At 64.4% G+C, this 18,011-nt stretch carries 21 protein-coding genes; 14 read left to right on the forward strand and 7 right to left on the reverse strand.

The window, feature by feature from the left end:
* The 6 genes from VMS96_05170 to VMS96_05195 form a co-directional block, all read left to right on the forward strand.
* A partial coding sequence (locus VMS96_05170) for a hypothetical protein (GenBank protein ID HVP42798.1) occupies positions 1–1,104 on the forward strand: 1,104 nt, incomplete at its 5' end.
* A 153-nt stretch (positions 1,105–1,257) separates the two neighbouring features.
* A complete protein-coding gene (locus tag VMS96_05175; protein HVP42799.1) occupies positions 1,258–2,595 on the forward strand; it encodes an extracellular solute-binding protein in 1,338 nt (445 codons plus the stop codon).
* A gap of 155 nt (positions 2,596–2,750) precedes the next feature.
* Positions 2,751–3,788: an ABC transporter ATP-binding protein gene (locus tag VMS96_05180; GenBank protein ID HVP42800.1), complete on the forward strand. Its 1,038-nt coding sequence runs from the start codon at positions 2,751–2,753 to the stop codon at positions 3,786–3,788.
* Complete coding sequence (locus tag VMS96_05185; protein ID HVP42801.1) at positions 3,779–4,744, forward strand: sugar ABC transporter permease; 966 nt, start codon at positions 3,779–3,781, stop codon at positions 4,742–4,744. The genes VMS96_05180 and VMS96_05185 overlap by 10 nt, the downstream gene beginning before the upstream one ends.
* Positions 4,744–5,592 carry a carbohydrate ABC transporter permease gene (locus VMS96_05190; protein HVP42802.1) on the forward strand — a complete coding sequence of 283 codons (849 nt, stop codon included), beginning with the start codon at positions 4,744–4,746 and terminating at the stop codon, positions 5,590–5,592. The genes VMS96_05185 and VMS96_05190 overlap by 1 nt, the downstream gene beginning before the upstream one ends.
* Positions 5,593–6,031: 439 nt before the next feature.
* Complete coding sequence (locus tag VMS96_05195; GenBank protein ID HVP42803.1) at positions 6,032–7,300, forward strand: OFA family MFS transporter; 1,269 nt, start codon at positions 6,032–6,034, stop codon at positions 7,298–7,300.
* 122 nt (positions 7,301–7,422) lie between these two features.
* On the opposite strand, the gene VMS96_05200 is transcribed toward VMS96_05195, so the two are convergent.
* The 3 genes from VMS96_05200 to VMS96_05210 all read right to left on the reverse strand — a co-directional run bounded on the left by VMS96_05200 (position 7,423) and on the right by VMS96_05210 (position 9,159).
* Positions 7,423–8,172, reverse strand: coding sequence for a zf-HC2 domain-containing protein (locus VMS96_05200; GenBank protein ID HVP42804.1), 750 nt, complete (start codon positions 8,170–8,172; stop codon positions 7,423–7,425).
* Positions 8,169–8,708, reverse strand: a complete 540-nt coding sequence (locus VMS96_05205) for a sigma-70 family RNA polymerase sigma factor (GenBank protein ID HVP42805.1) — start codon at positions 8,706–8,708, stop codon at positions 8,169–8,171. Before VMS96_05205 ends, VMS96_05200 begins: the two co-directional genes overlap by 4 nt.
* Before the next feature lie 172 nt (positions 8,709–8,880).
* Entirely contained in the window at positions 8,881–9,159 is a 279-nt protein-coding gene (locus tag VMS96_05210; GenBank protein HVP42806.1) for a hypothetical protein, read from the reverse strand.
* Positions 9,160–9,349: 190 nt separating this feature from the next.
* Between VMS96_05210 and VMS96_05215 the strand changes: the two genes are divergently transcribed.
* The 4 genes from VMS96_05215 to VMS96_05230 all read left to right on the forward strand — a co-directional run bounded on the left by VMS96_05215 (position 9,350) and on the right by VMS96_05230 (position 11,442).
* Positions 9,350–9,520: a twin-arginine translocase TatA/TatE family subunit gene (locus VMS96_05215; GenBank protein HVP42807.1), complete on the forward strand. Its 171-nt coding sequence runs from the start codon at positions 9,350–9,352 to the stop codon at positions 9,518–9,520.
* A gap of 119 nt (positions 9,521–9,639) precedes the next feature.
* Positions 9,640–10,599 carry a metallophosphoesterase gene (locus VMS96_05220; protein HVP42808.1) on the forward strand — a complete coding sequence of 320 codons (960 nt, stop codon included), beginning with the start codon at positions 9,640–9,642 and terminating at the stop codon, positions 10,597–10,599.
* A 27-nt stretch (positions 10,600–10,626) separates the two neighbouring features.
* Complete coding sequence (locus tag VMS96_05225) at positions 10,627–10,983, forward strand: cupredoxin family copper-binding protein (GenBank protein HVP42809.1); 357 nt, start codon at positions 10,627–10,629, stop codon at positions 10,981–10,983.
* 12 nt (positions 10,984–10,995) lie between these two features.
* Positions 10,996–11,442, forward strand: coding sequence for a DUF2231 domain-containing protein (locus VMS96_05230; protein HVP42810.1), 447 nt, complete (start codon positions 10,996–10,998; stop codon positions 11,440–11,442).
* A gap of 268 nt (positions 11,443–11,710) precedes the next feature.
* Here the strand turns inward: VMS96_05230 and VMS96_05235 are convergent, their stop codons facing one another.
* A complete protein-coding gene (locus VMS96_05235; protein HVP42811.1) occupies positions 11,711–14,152 on the reverse strand; it encodes a protein kinase in 2,442 nt (813 codons plus the stop codon).
* A gap of 175 nt (positions 14,153–14,327) precedes the next feature.
* On the opposite strand from VMS96_05235, the gene VMS96_05240 reads away from it, so the two are divergent.
* Positions 14,328–14,510, forward strand: coding sequence for a twin-arginine translocase TatA/TatE family subunit (locus VMS96_05240; GenBank protein HVP42812.1), 183 nt, complete (start codon positions 14,328–14,330; stop codon positions 14,508–14,510).
* A 118-nt stretch (positions 14,511–14,628) separates the two neighbouring features.
* Positions 14,629–15,066, forward strand: coding sequence for a hypothetical protein (locus tag VMS96_05245; GenBank protein ID HVP42813.1), 438 nt, complete (start codon positions 14,629–14,631; stop codon positions 15,064–15,066).
* On the opposite strand, the gene VMS96_05250 is transcribed toward VMS96_05245, so the two are convergent.
* The gene (locus tag VMS96_05250) at positions 15,063–15,302 is read right to left on the reverse strand and encodes an anti-sigma factor (GenBank protein ID HVP42814.1); all 240 of its coding nucleotides are present in this window, start codon (positions 15,300–15,302) and stop codon (positions 15,063–15,065) included. The two genes, VMS96_05245 and VMS96_05250, sit on opposite strands and share 4 nt — an antisense overlap.
* The gene (locus tag VMS96_05255) at positions 15,296–15,907 is read right to left on the reverse strand and encodes a sigma-70 family RNA polymerase sigma factor (protein HVP42815.1); all 612 of its coding nucleotides are present in this window, start codon (positions 15,905–15,907) and stop codon (positions 15,296–15,298) included. The genes VMS96_05250 and VMS96_05255 overlap by 7 nt, the downstream gene beginning before the upstream one ends.
* A gap of 242 nt (positions 15,908–16,149) precedes the next feature.
* Here VMS96_05255 and VMS96_05260 point away from each other — a divergent pair, with 242 nt between their 5' ends.
* Both VMS96_05260 and VMS96_05265 read left to right on the forward strand, forming a co-directional pair.
* Positions 16,150–16,992: a hypothetical protein gene (locus VMS96_05260; GenBank protein HVP42816.1), complete on the forward strand. Its 843-nt coding sequence runs from the start codon at positions 16,150–16,152 to the stop codon at positions 16,990–16,992.
* Entirely contained in the window at positions 16,989–17,558 is a 570-nt protein-coding gene (locus VMS96_05265) for a YceI family protein (GenBank protein ID HVP42817.1), read from the forward strand. The genes VMS96_05260 and VMS96_05265 overlap by 4 nt, the downstream gene beginning before the upstream one ends.
* 61 nt (positions 17,559–17,619) lie before the next feature.
* Here VMS96_05265 and VMS96_05270 read toward each other — a convergent pair whose 3' ends face one another.
* The gene (locus VMS96_05270; protein HVP42818.1) at positions 17,620–17,970 is read right to left on the reverse strand and encodes a cupin domain-containing protein; all 351 of its coding nucleotides are present in this window, start codon (positions 17,968–17,970) and stop codon (positions 17,620–17,622) included.
* Between the last annotated feature and the right edge of the window lie 41 nt (positions 17,971–18,011).

Consider the following 18,011-nt stretch of genomic DNA (forward strand, 5'->3'; position numbering starts at 1 on the left):
CCGGAGTTCGCCATCGTCTACCCGGCGTTCGGCACCACCCCGCCGTCGGCCGTCGGCCCGCAGTGGGTGACGGTACCTGCGTGTGCTGGTCCGTTTCCTTGCCCTGCTACCGTGGTCACCGTCACCACGTCGCCGGGCAACCTGGGCGACCAGCTCGCGTATGGCGAGCGGCAGGGCGCCGATTCCGGGCGTCCTGAGGTCCAGGGACGGCTGGTCTTTCAGTTCCAGCTCGACCACGCCAAGGGCGTTGCGCCGGCGCAGATCATCGTCAGCGGCATGAACGCGGCCCGCACCGCGATCGTTCCGTTCTCGCAGATCCCCAGCTGCACCGCGCCCGCCACCTCGGTCTTCGCCTCGAATGGTCTGACGCCACTCTGCGGCAACGGCGCCGGTGGCGCCAACGCCAACCTCTACAAGGCTGCGTTCCCGACTGGCGTCAAGGTGGACACCGACCGCAATGGCTGGACGGCCGGCTTCCAACTCCCCACTCGCTACGTGACCTTCATCGCCAACTACTACAGGGGCACCGACCTGCGCTTCTACTTCGCCGGCCAGCTCCTGAAGGAGTTCAACGACTTCGCCGCTGTTCCGGGGCAGACAGCTACCGGACCCGCCGGCACCGCCAACACCATCGGCTGCGCGTCGGGCGGCTACAACTGTGGGTTCTCCGTCGACGGGGCTTCGGTCATCAACTTTGCCACCATCGATCCTGGCGCCAGCGGTACGGCCAACACCATCCCCACGGCGGTCTTCATCCCGCAGAACGTGGTCCGCTCCCAGGGCGGCTTTGCTGAACTGGGCTTCCCGCTCTCCCGCATCTTCGGTGCGGATCCCACGGGCCGCAACGCCGGCTGGACCCTCAACCTGCATTACGGGCTGGATTCGGTCTTTGCCCGCGATGCCAGGAAACTAAGCGCTACCCAACCCCGGCAGTCCAGCTGGGCCTTTGCCAATCTCCAGTACAAACTCAACCAGTACGTCACCTTCGGCTACGAGATCGGCCACTACCAGACCATCGACGTGGGTACGGCGACCTGGGAAGGCCACGCGCAGCACGTCGCGCACGACCTGCACAGCGAATTCTCCACCATCTTCACCTTCTGACCTGGATCAACCCAACCGGGGCGGCCTTGCGGCCGCCCCGCCTTTTTTGCCGCTCCAGAGTTGCACTTTCCGGGCCGAGGCGTATGATGTGGCCCGCCAAAAAAAGAGGGCTATTTTCGCAGTCCTGTCCAACTCCCAAAGGAGGAAATCCCGATGTCGAGAAAGAAGAGCGGCCGCTGGAGCCGGCGCGATTTCGTCAAGACCATGGGGACCGGCGCTCTGGTGGCCGGAGTAGGGCCTGCGTTTCTTTTTCCGGAACGGGCCCAAGCCCAGCAAAAGACCCTGAAGATCGGCCAGTGGAGCCACTTCGTCCCCGATTACGACAAGTGGTTTGACAACGAGTTCACCAAGCAATGGGGACAGAAGAACAACACCAACGTGGTGGTGGACCACATCAATCTCAACGAGCTGAAGACCCGCGCCACCGCCGAGGTCTCGGCCAAGAAGGGGCATGACCTGTTCATGTTCCTCTCCCCTCCCGCCGCCTTCGAGAAGCAGGTCATCGACATGACCCACGTGTACCAGGAAGTGGAGAAGAAACACGGCAAGAAGATCGATCTGGCGCACAAGTCCACCTACAACCCGAAGACCAAGAAGTACTTCGCCTTCTCCGATTCCTACGTGCCCGATCCCGGCAACTACTACAAGGAGTGGTGGGCCGAGGCGGGCTATCCCAACGGCCCCGATACCTACGACGACCTGCGCGCCGGCGCCAAGAAGATCAAGGACAAGAGCGGCCATCCCTGCGGCGTCGGACTCTCCCAGGAACTCGACACCAGCATGGCCATGCGCGCCATCCTCTGGTCCTTCGGCGGCAAGGAGCAGGACGAGCACGGCAACGTGGCCATCAACTCCAAGCAGACGGTCGAAGCCCTGAAGTTCGTGAAGGCGCTCTTCCAGGAGTCGGAGACGGCCGAAGTCTTCACCTGGGACCCGTCGTCCAACAATCGCGGCATGCTGGCGGGCAAGCTGTCTTTTGTCATGAACGCCATCTCCATCACCCGCCAGGCGGAACGCGAGCACTCGGAGATCTCCAAGCACGTCATGATCTCCAAGGCGCTCAAGGGCCCGGCCAAGCGGCTGGCCGCCGAGCACGTCATGGACTGCTACGTGGTCTGGGAGTTCGCCGAGAACAAGGAAGGCGCGCAGCAGTTCCTCATCGATTACATCGACAACTTCAAGTCCGGCTTCGAAGCGGGCAAGTGGTACAACTTCCCCTGCTTCCCCAGCACCGTGCCCGACCTGCAGAAGACCATCCAGAACGATCCCGCGGCCGAACCTCCCAACAAGTACGCCGTGCTCAGCGACGTGCTCGATTGGGCCACCAACGTCGGCTACCCCGGCTACGCCACCGCCGCCATCGACGAAGCCTTCACCACCTGGGTCATCCCCACCCACTTCGCCAAGGTGGCCCGCGGTGACGAGACCCCGGAGGAAGGCGTCAAGGCGATGGAAACCGAATACAAACGCATCTGGGAACGCTGGAAGTAGTTCAGCCTCTCCCTGCTTCCCGCCCTTCCGGCCTATGCCGGAAGGGCAGTTTCTTGTTCGTGTCCCGATCCGGCGCGCGCACTGCGGTTGGCGCGCGGGGCAGCGTGGTACACTCCTTCTCTTGTTTGCACGACACCGCTCGTACCGAGGTAAGGATGGCTGTTGTCGAAACCCGCAATCTCACCAAGATCTTCAAGGCAGGAGAACTCGGGGCCGTTAATGAAGTGAATCTGGTCACCCGCGAGGGCGAGTTCCTGGTCTTTCTCGGGCCTTCCGGTTCAGGCAAGACCACGCTCCTGCGTATGATCGCCGGACTGGAGACGCCCACCTCGGGCACCATCCTGATCGGCGGCCAGGACGTCACGTACCTGACCCCGCGCGAGCGCCGCATCGCGATGGTCTTCCAGAGCTACGCGCTCTATCCCCACCTGAGCGTGTACAAGAACATCGCCTTTCCCCTGAAAGCGCAGAAGGTGCCCAAGGAAAAGCACAAGGAGAAGGTGGAATGGGCGGCGGGGCTGCTGGGCATCACCCGCCTGCTGCAACGCAAGCCGCGCGAACTCTCCGGCGGCGAGCGCCAGCGCGTGGCCCTGGCCCGCGCCATCGTGCGTGAGCCCTCGGTCTTCCTGCTCGACGAGCCGCTCTCCAACCTCGACGCCAAGCTGCGGGCTTCCGCCCGGGAAGAACTGGAGATCTTCCACCGCCGCATCGGCACCACCACCATCTACGTCACCCACGACCAGGTGGAGGCTATGGCCATGGGCGACCGGGTCATGGTGCTGCATCAGGGCATCGTCCGTCAGCTCGGCACCCCGACTGAGGTCTATGACCAGCCGGAAGACACCTTTGTCGCCACCTTCCTCGGTTCCCCGCCCATGAACCTGCTCGTGGATCAGGAGGTGATCGTGGGCTTCCGTCCCGAACACGTCGCTCCGCTCGAGCTCGCGCCGGCAACCGCCGTGAGATTCCGCCTGCGCGTACAGAACGTCGAGTACCTCGGATCGGAATGGATCCTGTACGCCGCAGTGGACAGCGGCAAGTTCAAGGACAAGGAGATCATCTCGCGCCTGCCATCGGCGGCCTCCTTCCAACTCGGTGAAGTCTACGACTTCGCCGTCGCCGAGAAGGACTTGCGCTTCTTCGACCGCCAGACCGAGAAGAAGACCCAGGCGAGGGCCCTGGCATGGCAATAGGCGCCAAGACCCCGCCTCCCCCGGGGGTGGGCGTCACCCCGCCGGAGAAAAAAGGCGGGGGATACTTCCGCACCCCCGCCGCCCGCACCTACGGTTTGGGCATCGCCATGTTCGGCCCCGCCGTGCTCTACATCGCCGCCCTGATCGGCGTGCCTTTCGTGATGGCTTTTCTCTACGCTTTCGGGGACGTGCGCGTGGGCAGCGTCGGCTACCACTTCGTCGGCCTGGAGAACTACCGCCACATCCTCGCGAGCCCCAGCTTCCGCACGGCGCTCAAGAATTCCTTTATTTTCACCATCAGTTCGCAGGTGCTGGTGATCGTCGGCTCGACCATCCTGTCGCTGGTGCTGGAGAAGAAGTTTCGCGGGCGCGGCTTTATCCGCTTCCTGGTCTTGATGCCCTGGGTGGCGCCGATCTCGCTGGGCGCCATCGGCTGGAAATGGATCCTGGATTCGCTGTACAGCGTCATCAACTGGCTGCTGGTGGCGATGCACATCTACAAACCCTATGGCGCGCCCATGTGGCTGGGCGAGCCCACCCTGGCCATGATCTCGGTGATCGCGGTACACACTTGGCGGCTGCTGCCCTTCTCCACCGTGATCCTCCTGGCGGGCGTCACCGCTATCCCCAAGGACATCCCCGAGGCGGCGGCCGTAGACGGCGCGGGGTTCTGGCGCACCTTGTTCCAGATCCGCATCCCCATGATGCTGCCCATCGTCAACGTGGCCGTGCTGTTCGGCATCATCTTCACCTTCACCGACATGACCGTGGTCTACATCCTGACCGCCGGCGGGCCCTTCGATTCCACCCAGGTGCTGCCTTCGCTGGCCTTCTTCACCGGCATTCTGGGCGGGGACCTGTCGGCCGGCGCTGCCATCTCGCTCTTCCTGGTGCCCCTGCTGGTGCTGGTGGCCTGGGGCATGCTGCGCATGGCCCACCGGGCGGAGGTGGTGTGATGGCCCGGGGCGCCGCACGCACCGCTTTTTACAACCTCGCCCACTGGGTGGTCGTGGTGGTGTTCACCGTCCTGCTCGCCTTCCCCTTCTACTGGATGCTGATCACCACCTTCAAGCAATCCAGCGACCTCTATAACCTCGAGAACAATCCCTTCATCTTCAATGCCAAACCGACGCTGGAGAACCTGCGCCTGCTGTTCCTGGAGACCAGCTTCCTGCGCTGGCTGGGCAACACGGCCCTGGTCGGGGTCCTGGTGGTCGGGATCACCTTGGTGCTGGCCTTGCCCGCCGCCTATGCCCTGGCGCGGCTCACCGGCCGCTGGGGACAGCGCCTGGGGATCGGCATCTTCCTCACCTACCTGGTCCCCCCCACCCTGCTCTTCATCCCGTTGTCGCGCGTGGTCGCCATCCTGGGGCTGCAGGACACCATCTGGTCGGTCGTGGTCGTCTACCCCAGCTTCACCGTGCCCTTCTCCATCTGGCTGCTGATGGGCTTCTTCAAGACCATTCCCAGGGAGCTGGAGGACGCCGCCATGGTGGACGGCCTCACCCGCTTCCAGGCTTTCTACAAGCTGGTGATCCCCATCTCCCTCTCTGGCATCCTGACCGTGGTCATCTTCACCTTCACCCTGGTGACCCAGGAATTCGTGTACGCGCTGACCTTCATCTCCCCGGAGGCGCACCAGATGCTGGGGGTGGGCGTGCCCACCTTCCTCATCCGCGGCGACGTTTACTTCTGGGGGTCGCTGATGGCCGGATGCCTGATCGCCAGCGTGCCCATCGCCCTGCTCTACAACCTGTTCCTCGACCGCTTCATCGCCGGCTTCACCGTGGGCGCGGTGAAATGACCCTCCCGCCGGGGACGGCGCGGTGGAAAACCCCGCCCTTTCCAGTCCATCGCCTTCAAAAAGGCGGCGGTTCCCGCTTCGGGCCAAACAGGGGGGAGCGTCAACCGTCACGCGGCTATGTGACCGTTATCACTGCAAGCCGGGAGCGCGGGGTGAAGAATGCGCGGAATCATCGCAGGCCCCCTCCGGGCGGGCCCGTACTGCGCTTCGGGGCGCCGCGACGGGCTGACCTTCGGAGACCCTGCGGCGAGGCACAGGAAGGATCCGCTGGGGACGGCTGCGCGCCCGCATCAGGGCGTGACGGGCCCTCGGCCCGTCGCTTCCCCCTGTGTGGCACGCGTGAGCGGTTGGGTCCAACCCCCGAAACCTGCGCGCCGTGGATCCGGATGATCGCGCGCGCAGCCTCAGATAAACGAACTACCGACAGGAGACTCATACTATGGCAACAGCGGCACAAGCTACTCCTGGGACCGGCCTCAGCCGTTGGTGGCGGGTGGTGGGCGGTCTCTCCATGAACCTCGCTTTAGGCTCCCTCTACGCGTGGAGCGTTTTCATCGCTCCTCTGGAAAAAGAATTCAAATGGAAGCGCGCCGACACCTCGATGGTGTTCACCATCGCGGTGGTGGTCTTCGCCATCACCTTCGTGATCGCCGGCCGCTTGCAGGACAAACTGGGGCCGTTCAAGATCTCCCTTATTGGCGGCATCCTGGTCAGCATCGGCTTCTTCCTCTGCGCCTACACCAGCAGCCTGACGTACCTGTTCATCTGCTTCGGCGCGATCGGAGGCCTGGGCAACGGCTTCGGATACTCCACGCCCATCCCCGTCATGGCCAAGTGGTTCCCGGACAAACGCGGCCTGGCGGTGGGCCTGGCGGTAGCCGGTTACGGCGGCGGTTCCGCCATCTTCGGCCCGCTTGCCAACCTCTACCTGATCCCGGCGTTCGGCTGGCGCGCTACCTTCCAGATCCTGGGCGGTATCTTCTTCGTGATGACCGTCTTCGGCTCCTTCCTGCTGCAGAACCCACCGGCGGGCTACAAGCCGGCCGGCTGGGCTCCGGCTCCGGCCTCCAAGTCGGCGGCCACCACCTATGAGTTCAGCCCCAGCGAGACCCTGCGCACCCCGACGTTCTACTTTATGTGGGTGGCGTACGCGCTGGGCTGTTCCGCCGGCCTGATGGTCATCAGCCAGTTGGTGCCCTTTGCCAAAAGCGTGGGCATCGCCGCGGCTGCCCTGGCCACCATGAGCTTGGTGGTGGGCGCGGCCGGCAACGCTCTCGGCCGAATCCTTTCCGGCTGGATGTCTGACGCCATCGGCCGCATCGCTCAGCTGCGTCTGATGATCGCCATCTCCGCCATCGCCATGCCGGTGCTGTACCTGGTGGGCGGCAACGTGGTCGGACTGTATGCGGCGGTGTTCGTCGTGTACTGGTGCTATGGCACGCAGTTGTCGGTGAACGGCTCGGCCGCCTCCGACTTCTGGGGCACCAAGAACGCCGGCATCAACTACGGCATGCTGTTCACCGCCTGGGGCGTGGCCGGCATCATCGGCCCGCGCATCGGCGGCGTGCTCTACGACAAGTACAAGAACTACCAGGCCGCTTTCTACACCGCGGCTGTCTTGGCGGCGATCGCACTGATCTGCGAGCTGCTCGCCAAGCGCCCTGAGGCCCCCGAATCCAGCGTACGGACGGCCCTCAAGACGGCGTAGTCATCTTCAACCGCGCCTTCCCGCCGGCTTCCTTTTCGGCGGGAAGGCGTTTTTCTTGCTTCTTCATTCTTACCGACGACCCAGCCAAGACTTTTGAGGGGCTCCTACTCGGATGACGTCTTTCACTGCCGAGGCGTCGATCGAAACAGCTCCGCCAGCGTGTGCACGTCCTGCGACGCCGCGTCGCTGATCACCGTGTAGCGCAGCCCGCGCTGCGACCAACTCTCCAGGTGAAAGGAGTTGACTGAGGTCTCGGTGGAGCCGAGCCTTTCCAGCCCATCGCGGTCCAGACTCAAGATCACGGATACCTTGTGCTTGCGGATGCCGAATACCAGCAGCGCCGCGGGCTCCTGCTCGACGAACACCATCCGCCCACCGATCAGCTCGAACTGTGTTCCGTTCAAGTCCGGCAGGTCGAAGGTGAACGGCAGCTTGCCTTGGAACCAGGGCTTGACCGTGTGCTGGTCGGACGAAACCACGTCCACCGGGCTCGCGCCGGCGAGATTCGTGACGTGCAGGTCGGCGATCTCGCGGATCACCTGCTGCCGTTGCGCGTTGTGCACATAAAAAACGTGCCCCGTGAACGCCAGCAGCAGCACCGCCAAGCCAACCACCACCGGGCGCCACCAGGCGGCCGCTGCCCTCGGCCTGGGCGCGGCGATCCGGCGCGCCATGCGCGCGCGGAACTCCACCGAGGGCTGATACCGCTTCCCCGCCGACTTCACAGCACGCTTCAGGTCCATCCGCCCCAGCGTCGCCTGCGAACAGGCGGCGCAGGACGCCAGGTGCTCGCGAAAGTTACGCTCTTCCTCCCCCGCCAGCTCCCCGTCCACGTAGGCGTCGATCTTGGTCTCCCAGCGCTCGCAGGTCATCTCGAGGCCCCCTGTTTGCGCGTGCTTCCCTGCAATGTCTCGCGCACCGCCCGGCGCGCCCGCGACAGCCGCGACATCACCGTCCCGATGGGGATGCCGATGGTGTCGGCGATCTCCTGATACGACATCTCTTCCATATCGGCCAATAGCAGGACCTCGCGATACGGCACCGGCAGGCCGGCAATGGCGTGGTGAAGGGCATCGGCCTCAAGCCGCTCCAGCAGCAGCGATTCCGGCGTCGTCGGCGACGGCGTCAACACCGACTCGTCCTCCTCCTCATTCAGCGGCAGTTTGGTCGCGGTCGCCGCCAGGCCGGTCCGCGAGGTCAGGAACGTGTTGCGCAAGATGCGAAAGATCCAGGCGCGAAAATTCGTCCCCGGCTGGAACGAGCCGAACCCCTTCAACGCCTTGGCGAATGTCTCTTGCACCAGGTCCTCGGCATCCTCGCGGCTCTGGGTCAGCCAGTGCGCCAGGTTATAGAGCGAGTCGAACAGCGGCATCGCCAGCGCTTCGAATTGAGGATCTGGCCGGGACACGTCATCCGCCTACGTAAACCAGGGCGGACGGCATTCTATTCCCGATACACCGTCTTTTATTTCAAAATCCCGGCAATGCCTCCGAGTGCCGTGGCCATCTGCGCCCGGACAAACCGTGGCGGGGCAGTCCCAGGTTCGGGCTCCTGCCCCTTCCCTCCGGAGGACGACGACATTAACCGCCACCACCCATCTCGACCAGATCCGGGGCCGCCTGCGGCTCAGCTTCCTGGCGGGCGCGCTTCCGAGCCTCTTTCTCCTGCTTCTTGGCCAACTTGGCCTGCTTCTTGGCCTCTTTGCTGGACATACCGTTCTTGTCGGCACAGCCGGGCTCCCGCTGTTCCACCTGGCTTGGATTGGCTGCGGCCGTTTGCGGCTGGGCAGGCGTCTCGGCCCACGCCAGTCCGACTCCCAGCATGCAAACCATCATGGCTTGCGAAACGAATCTGTTCATTGCCTTCGGCTCCTTCTGTCATGACCTCATTGCGCCATGCACCGGTGAGAACGGAGGCGGCCGCGTTTTATTCCCACCGCTCCGCAGGGAATAGAAATGAACGACAGCGGTTATCCCTGTAGCGGCCCAGCACCCAGAGAAACAACGCTGCGTTTCGAGAGACGCTTGCCGGGCGCACATTGGAGGTCACATGTTTGAAGGTCTGTTTCAACCGATGCATCTGCTGGTGATCCTCGGGATCGCCCTGTTGGTATTTGGGCCCAAGAAGCTCCCCGAGCTGCGAAAGGGATTGGGGGAAGGCATTCGTGGCTTCAAGTCCGCGATGCATGACAGCGATGGGCCCCAGGACCGAGGCCGGTGACGTTGGATCTTGGGCCGCGATTTTTCGGGAATAAAACCCTCCCGGCCCGGTTAGCACTCTCGTACGCCGAGATTTGAGACCCATGACGGCGCGCCACTAAGGAGGCGCACTAGAAAACTATGTCCGACCACATCATTCACGATCACAGCCATGACGGCATCGACCGTCGAGGCTTCCTCAAATGCATGGCCTGGGCCGGAGCGGGCGCGTTCTGCGTCCTCCAGGGCGGAGTCCTGAGATCGTTTGCCCTCAACCAACTCGACCGCCACGACGCCGGTTCACTCAAGGGGGAGCTGAGTTTCGTCCAGATCAGCGACAGCCACATCGGGTTCAACAAAGCCGCGAACCCGGACGTGATCGCCACCCTGCAGGCCGCGATCGCAAAGATCAATGCACTGCCGACACCCCCGGAATTCGTGCTTCACACCGGCGACCTCACACACCTCTCCAAACCCGAGGAGTTCGACGCCCTGGAACAGAACCTCAAGAGCATCAGGACCGGCAGGGTGTTCTATGTCCCCGGCGAGCACGACGTGCTCAACGACAACGGCAAGCTGTATCTGGAGCGGTTCGGCAAGCAGACTGTGGGGGACGGCTGGTACAGCTTCGACCAGAAAGGCGTGCATTTCATCGGCTTGGTCAACGTCATGAACCTCAAGGCCGGCGGCCTCGGCAATCTCGGCCAGGAGCAACTGGAGTGGCTCGAGAAGGACCTGAAGCACCTGAAGAAGAGCACGCCCATCGTGCTGTTCGCCCACATTCCCTTGTGGACCGTCTACCCGGACTGGGGCTGGGGGACCGACGACGGTACCCAGGCGCTTTCCTATCTGAAGAAGTTCGGCTCCGTCACCGTACTCAACGGTCACATCCACCAGACCATGCAGAAGGTGGAGGGCAACGTCACCTTCCACACCGCCATGTCGACCGCCTTTCCTCAACCGCAGCCCGGCACGGCGCCCTCGCCAGGTCCGATGAAGGTTCCCGCCGAGAAGCTGCGGGAGCTCTTGGGCATCACCAACGTGGACTATGTCCGCGGCCGGCATGCTCTCGCGATCACGGATTCACCGATCGGAACCTAGATTCGCTCTTCGAACAAGGAGTTCGCAATGCACAAAGGATTCGCTTTCCGGATGGTTGTTTCGCTACTGTTGCTCGCCGGTCTTGTCGTCTTCGGCAATGGACAAGCTCGCGCGGGAGCCCCCGAAAACAACGCCGACAAGTACCGCGTGAAGATCGACAACTTCAGCTTCACGCCGCCGACCCTGACCGTCCCAGCCGGCGCCAGGGTCACCTGGGTCAATGCCGACGATATTCCGCATACGGTCGTCGCGGACGACAGGACTTTCAAATCGAAGGTCCTCGATACCGACGAAGCGTTCACCTACACCTTCACTCAACCTGGGACCTACAGCTACTTCTGCTCCGTCCATCCCAAGATGACGGCGAAGATCGTGGTGCAGTGACGGAGAGCCAGCTTGAACCCCTTTGACATCAAGTCGGCCCTGCTCGCCAGGCACGCGCAACACGTGGTGCTCATCCACTTTCCCATCGCTCTGTTCCTGGTGGGGGTTGGGTTCGACTTCGTGGCGCAACGGACGAAGGACCAGGCGCTCGCCGCTATCGCCTACTACAACCTGCTCGCGGCGGCGATTTCGACCCTGCCGGTGCTGCTGACCGGGGTGCTGGCGTGGCAGTGGGTCCTCGGGGGCCACAAGCCCAAGGGAGTCCTGTTGCTGCACTTTGCGTTGGCCAGCGCGACCAGCGCGCTGATCTGGGTCGTGGCGTGGCTACACTTCCGGTCACGCCGAGACCCAGCCTGCCGTTTGCCCCTCTACCGCTTCCCCATCGAAGTCGTGGCGGCCGTCGCCGTCGCTTTGACTGCCCACCTTGGAGGATTTCTCAGCGGCATCAACGGCGGGTAGCTCAAGCCAAGTAGCCGCTTATTGGCACGGGGCGGTGGAACCGCCGAATCCAGCAAGATGCCGGCGGAGATCAACAGCAATCTCTGATGTCGGTATCCACGCCGCCGGACGGACCAATAGAAGGTCCATAGCAGCGCTACAGCGGTCAAAGCATAAGCCGGGACAACGTAGGCTAAGGAGGCTGGGCCATGGATGCTGCCCAGCAGTCCGAGAAGACAGCCGATCGTGAGCAGCAGGATGGAGAAAACAATGCCGATCAGCCGCTCGATCATCGCCCGCGGCCCGCCAGGGCCCGCGTCTGGCAGTCATGCGCTTTCTGGAGCAGCTCGGCGTAGGCCGGGATCTCGCGCAGGTTGGCCATCAGAGGATCGAGTTCCAGCGCCTGGTAGGCGCAATAGTTGTTGGCGATGGCGCTGCGTAGCAGCTTGGCGGCGCTGTCGGTCTTGCTGCAATAGGAGAGGATGGCGGCGTGGTAGTAGCGTAACTCGGGATCGCGCTCGGTCATCAGCGCGGGCTCGGCGGCGTGCACCGCGTCATCGGCTTCCCACACCGCGCCCGGCTGGATGCAGGCGGAGAGCAGGAAACGGTACCAGGTGGGATTGGCGCTCATCTTTTGCAGCGCCTGCCGGGCCTCGCCCAGCTTGCCGGCGCGCAACAGGATGCTGGGCAACACGTCGGTGGCCCACTCCGAGCCGGAATCGACCTTGAGGAATTCCAGGGCCCGATCGGGTTTCCCCATCATCGCGTAGGTGATGGCACAGGAACGGAAGTCAAAGTTGCCGGGATCGAGTGCCGCCGCGGTGTCGCACTCCCGGGCGGCTTCGTCGAGCAGCCCGGCGTAGCGCAGTACATAGGCCAGCGTGAAGTGCGCCTGCGCGTTCTCCGGGCGGAGCCGGATGAGTTCCTGGGCCTCATCGTAGGCTTTGGCCAGTTCCCCGCGCTCCACCCGGTTCTGGGTGAGGTGGGCGCGGGCCGAGAACAGGTTGGCATCGAGCGCGATGGCGCGCTCATAGGCGGCATCGGAGCGCTTCATCACCGCCTCGCCGCCCCCGAAGTAGGCGGCATCGAAATAGTAGCGCCGTCCCAGCACGTCCCAGGCAGGGGCATAGGACGGATCCAGTCCCACCGCCCGCTCCAGCATGGCGATGGCGTCCTTGTTGGTTTCGGGATCATGGGGCACGGCCGTGGCGCGCAAGTAGAGATCGAAGGCCTCGGAGTTCTTGGGCGGGGTCGAGGTGTCGGTGGTCGAGGCGGCGGAGCCCCCCAGCACCGGCAGCAGCCCGCGGCGCAGCTCGGTGGCCAGCTTGTCCTGCAGCAGAATGAGGTTGCCGGCGGGCGCCTTGACCGTCCCCTGCCACAGCACCTTGTCGCTCTTCACTTCCACCGCCTGTAGCGTGACCACCAGGTCGGGTCCCTGTTTCATGAAGTGTCCGGCCATGATGTTGGCCACCCGCAGGTCCCTCCCCACCTTCTGCGGGTCCACGTTGGGATCGTCGGCATACTTCTTGGTCGCGGCCGAGGGCCGGATCTCCAGGAAGCGGGTGTAGGCCAGCACGGTGTCGATCTCGTCGGCCAGGGCGAAGCGCAGGAAGTCCAGCGAGGGATCACTGCCGACGTTCTGCAGGGGCAGGACGGCGATGGTGTTGTTGGCCGCGGCGCTCACCGTGCGCGCATGCACCCCGCGCTTGGCCCACCAGATGGTGACCACCAACGCCAGCATCACCAGCACGCCGGCGATGCCCAGTTGCACGTAGGTGTGGCGGACATCGCTGTAACGGAAGGTGCGGGTGGGACGGCGCGCCACCGGCCGGGTGATGGTGGGCAGGATGTCGGAATCGCTGTCCCGCTTGAGCCGCCGCAGGTCTTCGCGGAATTCGGCGGCCGTCTGGTAGCGGCGCTCGCGTTTCTTCTCCAGCGCCCGGCCGATCACGTCCTCGAAGGCCGGCGGCAGCGCCGGGGTCAGCACCAGCGGCGACATCGGCTTCTTGTGCAGGATGTTGTCCAGGGTGAGCAGCGTGCTGGGGCCGGCGAACGGCTTCTTGTGGGTCGCCATCTCGTAGAGCACGACCCCGAACGAGAACAGGTCGGTGCGGGCATCGAGGGGCTCGCCGTTGGCCTGCTCCGGCGACATGTAAACAGCGGTGCCTGCGATGATCCCGGTCCCGGTCTGGGTCTGCTCCTGGTCGGCGACCATGGCCACGGCGCGCGGGCCCACCGGCTGCGGGACGGCCTGGCTCTCGCGCACCAGCTTGGCCAGGCCGAAATCGAGGATCTTGGCCTGCCCGCGCCGGGTGATGAGGATATTGGCCGGCTTGATGTCGCGGTGCACGATGCCTTCCGAGTGCGCGGCGTCGAGGGCATCGGCGATCTGGATGCTGATGTCGAGCACCTCGTCGAAGTCCATGGCGTGGTCGTGCAAGCGGTCCTTCAGGCTCTCGCCCTCCAGCAGCTCCATGGCGATGAAGGGCTGGCCCTGGTAGTCGCCGACATCGTAGATGGTGCAGATGTTGGGGTGGTTGAGCTTGGAGGCGGCCCGGGCTTCGCGCTGAAAGCGCTCCAGGGCGTGGACGTCGTTGGCGAACTGTTCGGGAAGGAACTTGAGGGCGACGCGGCGGCCCAGGCGCACGTCTTCCGCTTCATAGACGACTCCCATGCCCCCACCGCCTATTTTGCGCAGCACCCGGTAGTGGGAAATCGTCTGGCCGATCAAGGCCCGCCTCCGGAAAGTCGAATGGTAGGGTGTGCGACAGCGCAAGTCAATGAAGACAGGGCATCTGCGGCTTGCTTCAGCGGCTTTTCGCTTGATTTTCCGCGACCTTTGGGGCCGCACCGTGTTCTAAATAGAGGGAATTCGTGTCGCCCTCCGACACTTCCAGGAGATGTGAATGCTCGAAGGACTGTTCCAACCCATGCATCTGCTCGTCATCCTGTTCATTGCCGTGCTGGTGTTCGGCCCCAAGCGGCTGCCGGAGCTGGGCAAGAGCCTCGGTGAGGGCATCCGCGGCTTCAAGAACGCTATGAACGATGACCAGAAGCCGAGCGACAGCAAGACCGAAACCAAGCCCTAGCCGTCGCCAGCCGACCTATCCTCCGTCAATCCTGCAAGATGGCAAGAGTGTGATTTTCTGATGACCTGGCGCCGTCCTGCGCGTCTAACTCCTATCTGCCAAGGGTGAGGTGTCTTCTATGGGAAGTGCTGCCGACCAGGCGCTGCCGGCTGAAACCGGGAACGATGCCGGAGTAAAGCAGACGGCCGTGATCGGGATGGGCTCGGTATGGTTCGCCATGGCGCAGGCCGCCTGCGCTACCAGCGTGTTCCTGAAGTCGATCGCCGTGGTGTTGGGCATCTCCGTGGTGGGCGCGGCGGGAGCGCTGGAGCTGTTTCACGGGCACGCGGCGCGGGCCATCCTGTTGGCGTTCGCCCTGAGCGGCGCAACCGCCAACCTGTATTTGGTATGGAACGCCTGGAGGCTGCGGCGCAACCCGGCGGCGCGCTGGCGGCTGCGGCCCCTGAGCACCGCGGAGCGCCGGCGGATCGCCATCGCCGTCTCCACCTCGCTCCTGACCTTCGTCGTGCTGGCGCTGGAGGTCTGGGCCCACTTCTACCTCCACCCGCGCGGCTAGCCGGCTCCGATCTCCTCGGCCAGGCGCTTCATGAGGCGCTCGTGGAAGCCGGCGGGCAGCCGGAAGGTCCGCTGGTCGGCGATCAGCACCAGCACGTTGTGGGTGGAATCCAGCAGCGCGGCGCAATGCCGGCAGGTCTCCAGGTGGAGCTCGATCTCCCGGCGCAGCTCCGGATCGAGATCGTTCTCGATATAGTTCGAGATCTCCCGCCAGACGTGTTTGCAGTCGATCACCATGCCTGAGTCTTCTTCTTGGGGCGGAGGTACCCGGGCAGGCGCTCCACCAACTGGTCGCGCAACTTGAGCCGGGCGCGGAAGAGCCGCACCTTGACCGTGGCCTCGGTGATGTCGAGGATCTGCGCGGTCTCGGCGATGCTCAATTCCTCGATGTCGCGCAGCACCAGGACCTCGCGGTACTTGTCCGAGAGGCGGGCGATGGCGTTCTGGATCTCCTCGCGGATCTCCTTGCGCTCCAGCACCTCGGGCGGAAGCTCGCGCCAGTCGGCGATCTGCAGGGGCACGTAGTCCTGGTCGTCCCCGGAGTCGTCCAGCGACTGCAGCTTCTCGCCCTGCCGCTTGCGATAGCGCATGCGCGCTTCGTTGAACGCGATCTTCACCAGCCAGTGCTGGAAGCGGGCATCGCCGCGGAAGGCGGAGAGCGAGCGGAAAGCCTTGAGCATGGCTTCCTGGGCCACGTCTTCGGCGTCGGCTTCGTTCTTCAGCACCGAGTAAGCCACCAGGTACACCGCCCGTTCGTGAGGCCGAACCAACTCGTAGAACAGCTCCCGCTCGCCGCCGCGGATCCGCTCGATCAGCCGTGCTTCAGCCTGGTCCTGGGACATGCAAGACACGCGGGGCGTCGGTGCCATGCTTGAGGATGCCCCACGTTGCAGTCAGGTTACACCCCCGGGCGTGAAACTTCCGAGTCCGGGTCCCCTCTCCCAAGGGGGCGGAAGCCCGACGAAAAGCGCTTTTGACCCCGTTCTTCTGTATGATCGCACCGCGGCGCGTAACCGACAGGCCCGCGGCGGCCTCTGTATATAGAGGGCCCAACATCGTGCCTGCCGGGGGTCGTTCCTTGCTGATGAGAGTGCTGCTGTCGAAATCGTCCTGCTGGGCTGTTCTGGTGGTCGTCCTGGCCGCCACCGCGGCCGCGCAGGACCCTCCGCCGCCCTCGCTCGACCGCGGCTACCGGCTCATGTACAACCTCGACTTCTCGGGCGCCCAGCACGAGTTCGAAGAGTGGCAGCGTGTCCATGAGGGCGACCCGCTGGGGCCAGCCTCGGAGGCGGCCGGATTGCTGTTCTCCGAATTCCAACGGCTGCACGTGCTGGAGTCGAAGTTCTTCACCAACGACGACGAATTCCGCAAGCGCCAGAAGCTCGAGCCCGATGCGCAGCTCAAGGCGCGCTTCGAAGCGAAGCTGATGGCGGCCCAGATCCTGGCGCGCTCCGTCCTGGCCCGCGATCCCAAGGACCAGAACGCGCTCTTCACCATGGCGTTGGTGGCCGGCCTGCGCGCCGATTACCTGGCACTCATCGAGAATCGCAACCTGGCTTCGCTCGACTACACCAAGGAGGGCGCGCGCTGGGGACGGGAGCTGCTGGCCATCGCTCCTGAGTTCTACGACGCGTACCTGGCGACCGGGATCGGCAAGTACCTGGTCGGCCTTCAGCCGGCCCCGGTGCGCTGGTTCCTGCGCCTGGGCGGACACGCCGGCGACAAGAGCGCCGGCGTGCGCGAGCTGACCCTGTGCGCCGAGCGCGGGCGCTACCTCGCGCCCTTCGCCCGGCTGCTGCTGGCCATCGCCTATCTCCGCGACCACGACCCCACCCGGGCGCGGGTGCTGCTGGCCTCCTTGCATGATGACTTCCCCGCCAACCCGCTCTTCGCCCGCGAACTGGCGCGCCTGGGGGCGGGGCAATGAGCCGCGGCCTGCGGGCCCTCTGCTTCCTACTCTTGCTGAGCGCCACCCTGGCCGCGCAGGAGCGGGCCATCGACCCCCCGCGCTCCACCGTTACCGTGCACGTCGGCAAGGCCGGGGTCTTCTCCGCCTTCGGCCACGGACACGAGGTGCGCGGGCCCATCGCCCAGGGCAGCGTGGACGCGTCCGGCGCCGACCCCAAGGTCGAGGTACTGGTGCGCGCCGCCGACCTGAAAGTGCTCGATCCGGACCTCAAGCCGGCCGACCGGGCCGAGGTGCAGTCCACCATGCTCGGGCCCAAGGTGCTGGACGCCGAGCGCTTCCCCGACATCCGCTTCCGCTCCACCCGCGCCCAGCGTGAGGGCGACGGCTGGAAGATCGAGGGCGAGCTCACACTGCACGGGGAGACGCATCCGGTGATGGTCAGGGCGCGCGAGGCCGCCGGGCACTACACTGCTTCCGCCAACTTCAGGCAGACCACCTTCGGCATCACCCCGGTGACCGCCGGCGGCGGAGGCGTGAAGGTGAAGGACGAGCTGCAGCTCGACTTCAGCATCGCGCTGCGGTAGTGCCGGCCTGCCAGCCTGCCGAGGCAGCGCCGGCTCTGAGGTAGAACCTGGCCGTTCGCAGTTAGTTGCTGGGTACCAACACGGGGGCGCCTTTGTCCTTCACGAAGAACACGACGAATCTCGCGGGTTTGGTCTGGCTTGCGTTCCGCCCAACCACGTGAACATCCTCCGGGCCCTCGTAGAAGGTCTGACCAGGTGCCAGGGTCGTTTCCTTTCCGCCTCTCACCTGCATCACGATCGAGCCTTCCAGCACATAGATGAACCCATGTGCATTGTGGCGATGTATCGGGTCCGAACTGCCCGGCGGATATTCCACGGTGAGCATCAGACCCTCCTTGCCGGGAATGTTTGTCAGGTCTTTCGACATGAGCTCCGTGACCTTAGCCTCCTGTGACGTCAGCGTGCCGGACATGAGACATGCCAGTAGCAGAACCAACCGTGTGAACGTCATAG

This window comes from Terriglobales bacterium (genome assembly GCA_035543055.1).
In the GTDB taxonomy this organism is placed as follows: domain Bacteria; phylum Acidobacteriota; class Terriglobia; order Terriglobales; family Acidobacteriaceae; genus JAIQFD01.

What these genes read in the sequence shown, in the direction of transcription:
- VMS96_05175 (HVP42799.1), top strand. Translation starts at nt 1,258, where the DNA reads ATGTCGAGAAAGAAGAGCGGCCGCTGGAGCCGGCGCGATTTCGTCAAG.
- VMS96_05180 (HVP42800.1), top strand. Translation starts at nt 2,751, where the DNA reads ATGGCTGTTGTCGAAACCCGCAATCTCACCAAGATCTTCAAGGCAGGA.
- VMS96_05185 (HVP42801.1), top strand. Translation starts at nt 3,779, where the DNA reads ATGGCAATAGGCGCCAAGACCCCGCCTCCCCCGGGGGTGGGCGTCACC.
- VMS96_05190 (HVP42802.1), top strand. Translation starts at nt 4,744, where the DNA reads ATGGCCCGGGGCGCCGCACGCACCGCTTTTTACAACCTCGCCCACTGG.
- VMS96_05195 (HVP42803.1), top strand. Translation starts at nt 6,032, where the DNA reads ATGGCAACAGCGGCACAAGCTACTCCTGGGACCGGCCTCAGCCGTTGG.
- VMS96_05200 (HVP42804.1), bottom strand. Translation starts at nt 8,172, where the DNA reads ATGACCTGCGAGCGCTGGGAGACCAAGATCGACGCCTACGTGGACGGG.
- VMS96_05210 (HVP42806.1), bottom strand. Translation starts at nt 9,159, where the DNA reads ATGAACAGATTCGTTTCGCAAGCCATGATGGTTTGCATGCTGGGAGTC.
- VMS96_05215 (HVP42807.1), top strand. Translation starts at nt 9,350, where the DNA reads ATGTTTGAAGGTCTGTTTCAACCGATGCATCTGCTGGTGATCCTCGGG.
- VMS96_05220 (HVP42808.1), top strand. Translation starts at nt 9,640, where the DNA reads ATGTCCGACCACATCATTCACGATCACAGCCATGACGGCATCGACCGT.
- VMS96_05225 (HVP42809.1), top strand. Translation starts at nt 10,627, where the DNA reads ATGCACAAAGGATTCGCTTTCCGGATGGTTGTTTCGCTACTGTTGCTC.
- VMS96_05240 (HVP42812.1), top strand. Translation starts at nt 14,328, where the DNA reads ATGCTCGAAGGACTGTTCCAACCCATGCATCTGCTCGTCATCCTGTTC.
- VMS96_05245 (HVP42813.1), top strand. Translation starts at nt 14,629, where the DNA reads ATGGGAAGTGCTGCCGACCAGGCGCTGCCGGCTGAAACCGGGAACGAT.
- VMS96_05250 (HVP42814.1), bottom strand. Translation starts at nt 15,302, where the DNA reads ATGGTGATCGACTGCAAACACGTCTGGCGGGAGATCTCGAACTATATC.
- VMS96_05255 (HVP42815.1), bottom strand. Translation starts at nt 15,907, where the DNA reads ATGTCCCAGGACCAGGCTGAAGCACGGCTGATCGAGCGGATCCGCGGC.
- VMS96_05260 (HVP42816.1), top strand. Translation starts at nt 16,150, where the DNA reads ATGAGAGTGCTGCTGTCGAAATCGTCCTGCTGGGCTGTTCTGGTGGTC.
- VMS96_05265 (HVP42817.1), top strand. Translation starts at nt 16,989, where the DNA reads ATGAGCCGCGGCCTGCGGGCCCTCTGCTTCCTACTCTTGCTGAGCGCC.
- VMS96_05270 (HVP42818.1), bottom strand. Translation starts at nt 17,970, where the DNA reads ATGTCCGGCACGCTGACGTCACAGGAGGCTAAGGTCACGGAGCTCATG.